This window comes from Microvirga sesbaniae, from assembly GCF_025460805.1.
Taxonomy (GTDB): Bacteria; Pseudomonadota; Alphaproteobacteria; order Rhizobiales; family Beijerinckiaceae; genus Microvirga; species Microvirga sesbaniae.
Window position 1 is genome coordinate 1 of sequence record NZ_JAMXFJ010000072.1, and the last position, 10,717, is coordinate 10,717.

A 10,717-nucleotide genomic window follows, 5' to 3' on the forward strand; every position below is an offset into this window, starting at 1 on the left:
TGGGCTTCGCCCCCATCGCCATCGGGCTCGGCCTCACCCTGATCCACCTCGTGGGCATCCCGATCACCAACACGTCCGTGAACCCCGCCCGCAGCACCGGCCCGGCCCTGTTCGCCGGCGGCTGGGCCCTGGCGCAGCTCTGGATGTTCTGGGTCGCGCCCCTGATCGGCGGGGCCATCGGCGGGATCCTCTACCGCTGGCTCAGCGAGGAGCCTTCCGCCCAGGTCACCGGCGTCACGCCCGCCGCACCGGCCGAGTAGCGACGGGGTCTGCCATGACGCTCCTCGAGCATGAGACGCTTCCGCTCCGGACCAGCCCGCCCCATGCGGACATGATCTGGGTCGCCGGCGGAACATTCCGCATGGGGTCGGACCGACATTACCCCGAGGAGGCTCCCGTCCATCGCGTCACCGTCGATGGCCTCTGGATGGATCGGACGCCGGTCACCAATCGGCAGTTCCGGGAGTTCGTCCGCGCGACCGGCCATGTGACCATGGCCGAGCGGAAGCCCGATCCCAAAGACTACCCCGGGGCTCTCCCCCACATGCTGAAGGCCGGCTCCCTGGTGTTCAAGCCGCCCAGAGGGCCCGTGGACCTGCGCGACTGGAGCCGGTGGTGGAAGTTCCGGTTCGGCGCGACCTGGCGGCATCCGACGGGTCCGGGCTCATCGATCGCCGGTCTCGACGACCATCCGGTCGTGCACGTGGCCTACGAGGACGCCCAGGCCTATGCGCGCTGGGCCGGCAAGGACCTTCCGACCGAGGCGGAATGGGAGTTCGCGGCCCGCGGCGGGCTCGATGGCGCCGAGTTCGCCTGGGGCGAGGAATTCACTCCCGGCGGACGGCACATGGCCAACACCTGGCAGGGCGCCTTCCCGGGTCAGAATCTGGCGAGCGACGGCTATGAGCGCACCTCGCCCGTGACGGCCTTCCCGCCCAACGGCTACGGCCTGCACGACATGATCGGCAACGTCTGGGAGTGGACGTCGGATTGGTACGCCTCGCAGCATCCCGCCGATGCCGCCAAGGCGTGCTGCATCCCGGAGAACCCACGCGGCGGACGCGAGGCCGACAGCTATGATCCTCGGCAGCCGCAGGTCCGGATCCCCCGCAAGGTGCTCAAGGGCGGATCGCACCTGTGCGCGCCGAACTACTGCCGCCGCTACCGTCCGGCGGCGCGGCACGCGCAGCCCGTCGACACCTCGAGCAGCCACATCGGCTTCCGGTGCGTGGTTCGCGGGCGGGAGGCGCGATGATGGCCGATGCGGCGACGCCCACGCAGGTGTTCCTGGCCCGGCTGGTGGTCATCGTGGCGGCTCTCCTCCTCGGGCTCGGCCTGTACTGGTACGGAGGCTCGGCGGAGGTCCACCGGCGGATCTGGAGCGACATGGCCGCCCGCCCGGGCGGCCCGATGACCTTCCGCTTCGTCCTTCAGCCTTGCATGGCCGCCGTCGCGGCCTACCGCGACGGATCCAGGGACGCGCGCCTCGGACGATCTCCCTATCTCTGGTCGGTGATCACCGGTTCGGATGGAGCCGCCGGGCGCCTGTGGGAAGGCCTGGTCGCGACCGCGCGGATCCTGCTCCTGGGCCTCGTCATGGACGGGATCTACCAGACGACCGTGCTCGGCACCTTCTATCCGGGCGAAATGGTGCTCATCGCGGTCCTGCTCGCCTTCCTTCCCTATGTGCTGCTGCGCGGGCCCATCGCACGTCTCGTGAGCTGGTGGAACGCCCGGCATGGGGACTCCTCTCCACCAACGGGTTCGAAGAGGTGACGTGTCATGGCCCCTGCCCCCGGGACAACACCGGTCACGGCGCAGTCCGATTCGGATCGGATCTCCGTCGAGCTGTCCTCGCGCCGAACCGGCATGTCGTTCCAGCGCACGCGGATGAGCGCCGACCGGACGCTGATGTCGGTGCTGCGCACATCGCTGTCGCTGATCAGCTTCGGCTTCACGATCTACCAGGTGTTCGAGAAGCTCCGGGAAGCCGGAACGATCACGCATGCGGCGGCGCCGCGCAACTTCGGCGTCGCCCTGGTGCTGCTCGGCATCGCGATGCTGGTCATCGGGATCGTCTACCATGTCCGGTTCATGATCGGCCTGCGCGAGGAGCGCGAGGCGATGAAGGCCGCCGGCCTCGTCCATGGGGAGAGCCGCTTTCCGGTCTCGCTGACGCTGCTGACCGCCATCGTGCTCCTCCTCATCGGCGTGGCGGCCGTCATCAGCATGCTCTTTCAGGCCGGGCCGTTCGGGTGACGAGGCACCGGCCCGACCGGTCGGGACACCTTCGTGTCGAGGCAGCCGACCATGCCGCAAGTGCCTGGATCGACCATCACGCCGGCAGCGAGGTCATGTCCCGCGCGCCGGCAAGGCGCCTAGCTCCCGCTCCACGGCTTCATGTTGATCACATGAGCGAGCGACTCGAACCGCCTGCCGCACGCCAGGTGGTAGTCGCCGGTCAGTCCCTTGGATCCGTCCGGGTCGTTCTGGAACTCCACCCTGGTCTGACGCTCGCTCGGCAGGATCGGCCGCTTGCAGGCCTGGCACGACGGACCGCTTCGTCCGCCGCCAGCGAAACACTTGTCATCGAGAAACACGCCACTCTCCGAAATCGTCACGCGCCACGTCCGTCCGCGCCACAAAGGCCGCGGTTCGAGAGGCAAGCCGGGATGCCGGCTCCCAACAACGATGCGCCGGGGCTCTTGTTCCGACCCTGCCGGAGTCCCATGGCAGGACAATACTCAGTTGCGTCAGAACCTTACAGGGAGAAGCAATGTCATGGCTAAGTCACCCAAAGGCAACAAGCCGAACATCCTCGTCATCTGGGGCGACGACATCGGCATCTCGAATTTGAGCTGCTACTCGCACGGCCTGATGGGCTACAAGACTCCCAACATCGACCGTCTGGCCGAGGAAGGCATGATGTTCACCGACTCCTACGGCGAACAATCCTGCACCGCCGGACGCTCCTCCTTCATCACGGGCCAGAGCGTCTACCGCACGGGACTGTCCAAGGTCGGCATTCCCGGCGCGCCCATCGGCATGTCGGACAAGATCGTGACCATCGCGGCGCTGCTGAAGGAACAGGGCTACGCCACCGGCCAGTTCGGCAAGAACCATCTCGGCGACCTCAACTCCATGCTGCCGACCAACCACGGCTTCGACGAGTTCTTCGGCAACCTGTACCATCTCAATGCCGAGGAAGAGCCGGAGATGGACGATTACCCGTCGGAGAAGGACTTTCCGCAGTTCCGCAAGATGTTCGGACCGCGCGGGGTCATCCGCTCGTGGGCGACCGACAGGGACGACCCGACCGAGGAGCCGCGCTGGGGCCGCGTCGGCAAGCAGAGGATCGAAGACACCGGACCGCTCAATCGCAAGCGCATGGAGACGGTCGACGAGGAGTTCGCCGCCGCGGCCAAGGATTTCATCAAGCGGCAGCAGGACGCCGGCAAGCCGTGGTTCGTGTGGCTGAACACGACCCACATGCATTTCATCACCCATACGAAGCCCGGGAGCCGCGGTCAGGCCGGACGCTGGCAATCCGGCTATCACGACACCATGATCGATCATGACAAGCTGGTGGGCGACGTCCTCGACTACCTCGATGAGCTCGGCATCGCGGACGACACCTTCGTGCAGTACTCGACCGACAACGGCCCGCACCGCAATTCCTGGCCGGATGCCGGCACGACGCCCTTCCGCAGCGAGAAGAACACCAACTACGAAGGCGCCTTCCGCGTGCCGCTGATCGTGCGCTGGCCGGGCAAGATCGAGGCCGGCTCCATCAGCAACGAGATCGTGCAGCATCACGACTGGCTGCCGACCTTCCTGGCCATGGCCGGCGATCCGGATGTGGTCGAGAAGCTGAAGAAGGGCTATCGGGCCATCGGACGCACCTACCGGAACCACATCGACGGCTACAACCTGCTGCCGTACCTGACCGGCGAGCAAGAGAAGAGCCCGCGCAACTTCTACTTCTATTTCAGCGACGACGGCGACATGCTGGCGGTCCGCATGGACAACTGGAAGATCGTCTTCATGGAGCAGCGCACCGCAGGCACGCTGGCCGTCTGGCGCGACCCGTTCACGCGGCTGAGGGCGCCGGTCATCTACAATCTGCGCACCGACCCGTTCGAGTTCGCCACGGTCACCTCGAACACCTACAACGACTGGATGTTCCGCCACGCGTACCTGATCTATGCGGTGCAGGCGGTCGCGGCGAAGTTCGCCGAGACCTTCAAGGACTTCCCAGCCATCCAGAAGCCGAACACCTTCACCATCGACGACGCCATGGCCAAGATGTCGGAGGCCGCGACGGGAGACTGACCGATCATCCGCTCTCCGCCGGGCGAGGCCTCGCCCGGCGGAGAGCGACACGCTGTGGGAGAAGCAGGCATCGCGGGTGGAGGCGGCGATGAAGGAATGGCTGGTCACGGTCACGGAATACTCCGTTCTCCTCATCGACACGATCGCGCTCGCCATCGTGCTGTTCGGCACCCTGGAGGCGTTCCTGGCAGGCTTTCGCGCGATGCTGACCGGGCAAGCGACGAACATCCAGCGCCGCGAGGTCTGGCTGCGCTACGCCCGCACCCTGGTGGCGGGCCTGACCTTCCAGCTCGGGGCCGACATCATCGAGACCTCGGTCACGACCGGCTGGGAGGCGGTCGCTCGGCTCGGCGCCGTCGCGGTGATCCGCACCTTCCTCAACTTCTTCCTGGAACGGGACCTGACCGAGATCCGCGAACTCCAGCACGAACGCGCCAAGGAGCGCATGCGGGAACCGACAGGAGCCTAGAATGATCCGACGCCACCTGCTCTCGCTGCTCGGAGCGGGCCTGCTGGCCCTCTGGACATCGCCCGCACCCGTTCAGGCGCAATCCCCCGCATCGGACCCGCTGCCGTCCTGGAGCGACACGGCTCCGAAGCGGGCGATCGTCGACTTCGTCGCCCGCGTCACCCGGGAGGGCGGGCCGGACTTCGTCGCCGTCGAGGATCGGATCGCCACCTTCGACAACGACGGCACCCTCTGGGCCGAGCAACCGGTCTACTTCCAGGTCGCCTTCGCCCTCGACGAGGTGAAGCGCCTCGCGCCGCGGTTTCCCGAGTGGAAGGACAAGGAACCGTTCCGGTCCGTCGTCGAGGGCGACCTGAGAGCCCTCCTGACGGCGGGAGAGAAGGACCTTCTGGAGATCATGTCGGTCACCCATTCGGGCATGACCACGGCGGAGTTCATGAAGGCGGCGACCGACTGGCTCGCCACGGCACGCCATCCGACGAAGGGGCGTCTCTACACCGACCTGGTGTACCGGCCGCAGATCGAACTTCTCGGGTACCTGAGGGCGAACGGGTTCAAGACCTTCATCGTCTCGGGCGGCGGCGTCGAGTTCATGCGGGCCTTCGCCGAGCGGGTCTACGGCATTCCGCCGGAGCAGATCGTGGGCTCGTCCGGCGTGACGAAGTTTCAGATCGGCCAGGACGGCAAGCCCGTTCTCCTGAAGGAGCCGGAGGTCGCGTTCATCGACGACGGCCCGGGCAAGCCCGTCGGCATCGACCGCTTCATCGGCCGCCGGCCGATCTTCGCCTTCGGCAATTCGGACGGCGACCTCCAGATGCTGCAATGGACGGCGGCGGACGATGGCCCCCGCTTCATGGCCATCGTTCACCACACCGACGCGGAGCGCGAATGGGCCTACGGCCGCCAGTCCCATATCGGCAGGCTCGACAAGGCCCTCAACGAGGCAACCGCCAGAGGATGGACCGTCGTCGACATGAAGCGGGATTGGAAGAAGGTGTTCGCCTTCGAACCCTGAAGGATCACGACCATGTCTTTGATCGACATCTTCGCCTGGATCGTCCTGATCGTTCTCGCCGCGACGCTGGTCGCGATCGTCGTGGCGCTGGGGACGATGCCCGGCCGCATCGCCCGCAAGCGCGGCCATCCCTGGCCTGAGGCCGTGACTGTGGGGAGCTGGGCGACGCTCGTCTTCGGCTTCGTGTTCTGGCCGCTGGTGCTGATCTGGGCCTATGTCGACGTGCCGGAGCGGCGAGGGACGCCGCGATGATCGTCGTCCTGCTCAACTCCTATATCGCGCTGCTCGCCCTGTTCGTCTGGCTGCGGTTCATTCCGTTCAACACGTTCTGGAAGATCTCTCCGATCGTCGTGCTGCTCGTGCTCCTCGTCGGCCTGTTCATCCCCATGGGATGGGGTGCGCCGTCGGGACCGGCGGCCCTGCTGCGCAACTCGGTGCAGATCGTTCCGTCCGTCGCCGGAGAGGTGGTGGATGTGCCGGTCGCCGCGAACACCCCGGTCAAGGCGGGCGACGTGCTGTTCCGCATCGATCCGACCACGTACCAGGCCCAGGTCGACACCATCGAGGCCCAGCTCAAGTTCGCCGAGCTGCGGCGGTCCCAGTTCGCCGAGCTTCAGGGGCGGGACAGCGGTCGGGCCTTCGACGTGCAGCAGCGCCAGGCGGAGGTCGACCAGTTGCGGGCCCAGCTCGAAGGCGCCAGGTGGAGCCTCGACAGGACCACCGTGCGGGCGCCGGCGGACGGCTACGTGACGAACCTGGGTCTGCGGAAGGGCGCGCGGGTCACGGCCCAGTCGCCCGTCATGGCCTTCATCGACACCTCGGAGGCAATCCTCGGCGCGGAGGTCCCGCAGATCTACGTCCGTTACATCGAGGCCGGGCAGCCGGTGGAGGTCACGTTCAAGCCCCTTCCCGGCGAGGTCTTCCCCGGGCGCGTCGAGACGGTGCTGCAGGCCGTCGCGAGCGGCCAGACGCAGGTCGGCGGCACGGCCGTCGCCCCGTCCGAGGTCCAGGCGGCGCCGTTCGTCGTCCGCGTCCGGCTCGACGACCGGGAGGTGGCCAGGCGACTGCCGGCCGGGAGCACGGGAGTCGCCGCGATCTACACGGAGCATGTCAAGGCAGCCCACGTGATCCGCAAGGTCGTCCTGCGCCAGACGGCGATCCTCAACTACGTCAATCCGTTCTAGAGCATCGGACGCAAAAGTGGGAACCGGTTTTGCGCGTCGTGCGGTGCGCCAGCCGAGAGTGGAGCATCGGACAATCGGGATCACCGGGACGAGCCCGGTGATGACGTGAGAGGGTGGTGTGAGCGGATGATGACACCCTCCCCACGTCATGGCACCCTCCGCCCTTCCCGCCACCCTCACGTCATGGCCGGCCTTGTGCCGGCCATCCCGATCCGGTGAGGCGCGGCGCCCTACGGAAGCGGGATCACCGGCACAAGGCCGGTGATGACGTGGTGTGTGTGTGACCCGGTGTGAACACCCTCCACACGTCATGGCACCCTCCGCCCTCCCTGCCACCCTCCGCACGTCATGGCCGGCCTTGTGCCGGCCATCCCGATCGGAAGAGCGCCGCGCCTCTCGCATCGGGATCACCGGCACAAGGCCGGTGATGACGTGGTGGTGGATTGGACAAGCCCGGTGATGACGGGGTGGTGGATCGGCCGGGCGATCAAGACAGGGGCCCGAGCGGTGCGCCGCTCAAAGGCTTGAGCATCGGACGTGAAAGGTGGGTCCACTTTTCACGTCCGATGCTCCAGGCCCGCACCCGGCCGGGCGGCCGCGCGTCAGTACCGCGCCCGGATCGGCTCCTGGGCCGGCGGCGCGGGACCGCCGAGCGGGAACGCCACCGTGAACAGGCCGATGGTGCCCTGAGGGCGGTTCTCCACGTCGACCTCGCGCAGCACCTTGAGGCGGGTCGTGACCGGCGTTCCCGCCACGGTGACGTTGTAGGTGGCGCTGGCGCCGACCGCCGTCACCCGCCCCTTGAACGGGCCGATCCGGTTGCCTTCGCCCCGGTCCTCGGAGACCTGGTCGTAGTAGCCCGCCAGCACCCCGACGGAGAGCTCCTTGGTCAGGTTCTTGGTGATCGCCAGATCGAGGTGGAAGGCGTTGCCGCTCCGGTAGTCGGTATCCGGGTTCTCGCCGTTGATCTCCAAGCCCACGGCGCCCGAGAGATCGAGGCCGGTCTCCGGATCGAACCAGGTGGCGGCGGCGAAGAGGTCGCCGACCCAGCGGTTGAAGGCAAGGTTCGAGAGCTCGCCCTCCTCGTAGCCGCCGGCCGGAACGCTGACGCTGGCCCCGAGGGACCAGTGGAACTTGCCCGCGTCCCAGCCGAGGATGCCCGTGACCACCGGATCGCCGAGCACGAACGAGGCGTCCCGCTGGCTGAACGCGAAGGCGCGGCCCAGCCGCGGCGCCTCGATCAGCACGCCGGCGCTCACCCGCGGCACGCCCAGCGGAAGGCTGGCGCCGATGGCCATGCGCCCGCCCAGGGCCTCCAGGGGGAAGACCCAGGTGGCGGTCAGGAAGTCGGCGCGGATCTCGACCTCCACGTCGGCCAGCACGGCCCCGCCGATCTGGATGCGGCGACCGCCGCTCAGCTCGCCCGAATAGGCCAGGAAGTCATTGCTGAAATAAAAGCCGGGCGGAGGCACGATGCCCGCGAGCGGGCCCCGCAGACCGGGCAGGTAGAGGCTCGCCCCGCCCTCGGTCCCGAGCGCCGGCACGCTCGCAAGACCGCAGATCAGCCCGAGAAACCCGAGACATGCCTCATGGCGACGCTTGATCACGCTTCCTCCCCCTCTTGTCCGGTGCTCCGGATTGCATCATGGCCGACCCGGCCACCTTCGGGGAAGCCCGGACCCGGGTTCAGGAGAAACCTGAGCGCTCCACCCGCCGGCGAATGCGGCCTCATACCTCGACCATGCGGTTCGTGGACCGCGTATCGCACGAGGTCGGCCGTGGTGTGCAGCCCCTGATGGGTCCGATACTCCAGCCTCCGGCATCGTCCTGGCTATCAGGTGAAACCCTGAGATTCACGGCAAAGTTCGTCCCCGCGGATGTCCGAACCCCCGGATCCTGATCGAGCCTGAAGCCCGGGCGCGCCATCCGGCCCGGGGTGTCCCGCCCGGCCGGGGGTGTCCGGCCGGTCCGGGAGATGAGGGCTCCGGGGGCTTGCCATGGCGGTTCCGCGGCCGCCCCATCGCCGCCCTCGGCGTCGCGGTCGCCCTCCCCATCATGGCACCCTCCACCCGTCCCGCCACCCTCCACGTCATCACCGGCCTCGTGCCGGCCATGACGTGGAGGGTGGGGGTGAGGTGCGGGCGCAAGGGGCCGTCCGGCCTTGTCAAAGCCAGCGCTTTTCCCGGAAGCGCCAGTAGAGCCACGCGCAGACCAGCACGATCACCGTCAGCACGAAGGGGTAGCCGTATTTCCAATGCAGCTCGGGCAGCACGTCGAAATTCATGCCGTAGATGCCGGCGACCGCCGTCGGGACGGCCAGGATGGCCGCCCAGGCGGCGAGCTTCCGGGTGATCTCGTTCTGCTGGGACTGGCCGGTCATCAGGCTCGACTCGAACGCGAAGGCCAGCACCTCCCGCAGGGACTCGATCTCCTCCTGGACCCGCCGGATGTGGTCGGAGACGTCGCGGAAGAGCGGCTGCATCGCACCGTCGATCCCGGGCAGTCCGGGCTGCTCGAGCCGGCGGCAGACCTCCACCAGCGGAACGGCCGCATTGCGCAGGCGCAGCAGATCCCGCCGCAGCTGATAGAGCCGGACGATCTGGTCCTGCGGCTGGCTCGCGGTCAGGATGCTGTCCTCGATCTCCTCCACCTCGGCCTGGATCATCTCGATGACCGGCATGTAGTTGTCGACGATGAAGTCCAGGATGGCATAGAGGATGAAGTCCTCGCCCTCTGCGAGCGCCTTCGGGGCCGCCTCGCAGCGCTGCCGGACAGGCGTATAGGTCGTCGAGGCGCCATGGCGGACGGAGACCACGTAGCCGCGCCCGACGAACAGGTGCGTCTCGCCGAAGGCGATGCGCCCCTCCACCATCTGGGCCGTGCGGGCGACCACGAACAGAGCATCGTGGTATTGTTCGACCTTGGGCCGCTGATGGGCCTTCAGGGCGTCCTCGATGGCGAGCTCGTGCAGGTGGAACTCGGACTGCACCTTCCTCAGGAGCTCGAGGCTCGGCTCGTGCAGGCCGATCCAGACCACGTGACCGGGCTTCTTGGACCACTCCCCGGCCTCCTCGATGGGAATCTCCGTGAGACGCCGGCCACCCGTATAGACGGCGGACGCGACCACGCCGGGCATGCCCAGGGAGGGAACGGAAACTCGCTTGAGAGGCTTCGCCATGTCGATCCACCGCACAACCATCCTGGCCCGTTGCCGCGCCCGGGGCAAGCCGCTCCCGCGGCCTCCTAGCGCATCGTGCGGACCCAGAGGGCCGCGTCAGCGACCCGAAAGGCCACGCCAGTGAAAAGTGGATCCGGTTTTCCGCTCGAACGATGCGCTCTTCAAGGACTGGAGCATCGGATCCGATCCCAAAAGTGCAAGTCCACTTTTGGGTCCGACGCTCTAGGCTGTGTGGACACTTATCGTAACCATAGGACGATGGCGGCCAAGGTGACGACGGCACGATAGTTTCGGGCCGTTTTCTCGAAGCGCGTGGCGACGCGGCGGAACTGCTTGAGCTTGGCAAAGCAGCACTCGATCAGGTGGCGCTGAGCGTAGAGGTGCTTGTCGAGCGGGTGCTTCCTGGCCCGCGCGGGATTGTTGGGGATCACCGCAAGAGCGCCTTTGTCAGCGATGGCCTGGCGCAGATGATCGGCATCGTAGGCCGTGTCGCCCAACACCGCCTGGGCGGGCAGGCCCTCGATCAGAGCCGCAGCCTG

The 10,717-nt window shown here is 67.4% G+C and carries 13 protein-coding genes; 9 read left to right on the forward strand and 4 right to left on the reverse strand.

All coding sequences use genetic code 11. The features are described from left to right. The 4 genes from OCW50_RS31925 to OCW50_RS31940 form a co-directional block, all read left to right on the forward strand. On the forward strand, positions 1 to 260 hold a 260-nt coding region (locus OCW50_RS31925; RefSeq protein WP_262300286.1), incomplete at its 5' end, for an aquaporin. A gap of 71 nt (positions 261 to 331) precedes the next feature. After that, positions 332 to 1,255 carry a formylglycine-generating enzyme family protein gene (locus OCW50_RS31930; protein WP_373371542.1) on the forward strand — a complete coding sequence of 308 codons (924 nt, stop codon included), beginning with the start codon at positions 332 to 334 and terminating at the stop codon, positions 1,253 to 1,255. Beyond that, a complete protein-coding gene (locus tag OCW50_RS31935) occupies positions 1,255 to 1,776 on the forward strand; it encodes a hypothetical protein (protein WP_262300288.1) in 522 nt (173 codons plus the stop codon). The genes OCW50_RS31930 and OCW50_RS31935 overlap by 1 nt, the downstream gene beginning before the upstream one ends. A gap of 6 nt (positions 1,777 to 1,782) precedes the next feature. After that, entirely contained in the window at positions 1,783 to 2,259 is a 477-nt protein-coding gene (locus tag OCW50_RS31940) for a YidH family protein (protein ID WP_262300289.1), read from the forward strand. A 119-nt stretch (positions 2,260 to 2,378) separates the two neighbouring features. Here OCW50_RS31940 and OCW50_RS31945 read toward each other — a convergent pair whose 3' ends face one another. Further along, entirely contained in the window at positions 2,379 to 2,600 is a 222-nt protein-coding gene (locus tag OCW50_RS31945) for a hypothetical protein (RefSeq protein ID WP_262300290.1), read from the reverse strand. A 181-nt stretch (positions 2,601 to 2,781) separates the two neighbouring features. Between OCW50_RS31945 and OCW50_RS31950 the strand changes: the two genes are divergently transcribed. The 5 genes from OCW50_RS31950 (at position 2,782) to OCW50_RS31970 (ending at position 7,000) form a co-directional block, all read left to right on the forward strand. Next, a complete protein-coding gene (locus OCW50_RS31950) occupies positions 2,782 to 4,332 on the forward strand; it encodes an arylsulfatase (protein WP_262300291.1) in 1,551 nt (516 codons plus the stop codon). Between the two features lie 88 nt (positions 4,333 to 4,420). Continuing rightward, on the forward strand, positions 4,421 to 4,801 hold the full coding sequence (locus OCW50_RS31955) for a DUF1622 domain-containing protein (RefSeq protein ID WP_262300292.1): 381 nt from the start codon (positions 4,421 to 4,423) through the stop codon (positions 4,799 to 4,801). Between the two features lies 1 nt (position 4,802). Then, the gene (locus tag OCW50_RS31960) at positions 4,803 to 5,816 is read left to right on the forward strand and encodes an HAD family hydrolase (protein ID WP_262300293.1); all 1,014 of its coding nucleotides are present in this window, start codon (positions 4,803 to 4,805) and stop codon (positions 5,814 to 5,816) included. A gap of 12 nt (positions 5,817 to 5,828) precedes the next feature. Further along, on the forward strand, positions 5,829 to 6,068 hold the full coding sequence (locus OCW50_RS31965; protein WP_262300294.1) for a DUF3302 domain-containing protein: 240 nt from the start codon (positions 5,829 to 5,831) through the stop codon (positions 6,066 to 6,068). Then, entirely contained in the window at positions 6,065 to 7,000 is a 936-nt protein-coding gene (locus tag OCW50_RS31970) for an HlyD family secretion protein (RefSeq protein ID WP_262300295.1), read from the forward strand. The genes OCW50_RS31965 and OCW50_RS31970 overlap by 4 nt, the downstream gene beginning before the upstream one ends. Before the next feature lie 602 nt (positions 7,001 to 7,602). Here the strand turns inward: OCW50_RS31970 and OCW50_RS31975 are convergent. The 3 genes from OCW50_RS31975 to OCW50_RS31985 form a co-directional block, all read right to left on the reverse strand. Next, a complete protein-coding gene (locus tag OCW50_RS31975) occupies positions 7,603 to 8,607 on the reverse strand; it encodes a SphA family protein (RefSeq protein ID WP_262300296.1) in 1,005 nt (334 codons plus the stop codon). A gap of 557 nt (positions 8,608 to 9,164) precedes the next feature. Beyond that, a complete protein-coding gene (corA, locus tag OCW50_RS31980; RefSeq protein WP_262272836.1) occupies positions 9,165 to 10,178 on the reverse strand; it encodes a magnesium/cobalt transporter CorA in 1,014 nt (337 codons plus the stop codon). Positions 10,179 to 10,417: 239 nt separating this feature from the next. Further along, on the reverse strand, positions 10,418 to 10,717 hold a 300-nt coding region (locus OCW50_RS31985), incomplete at its 5' end, for a transposase (protein WP_262299103.1).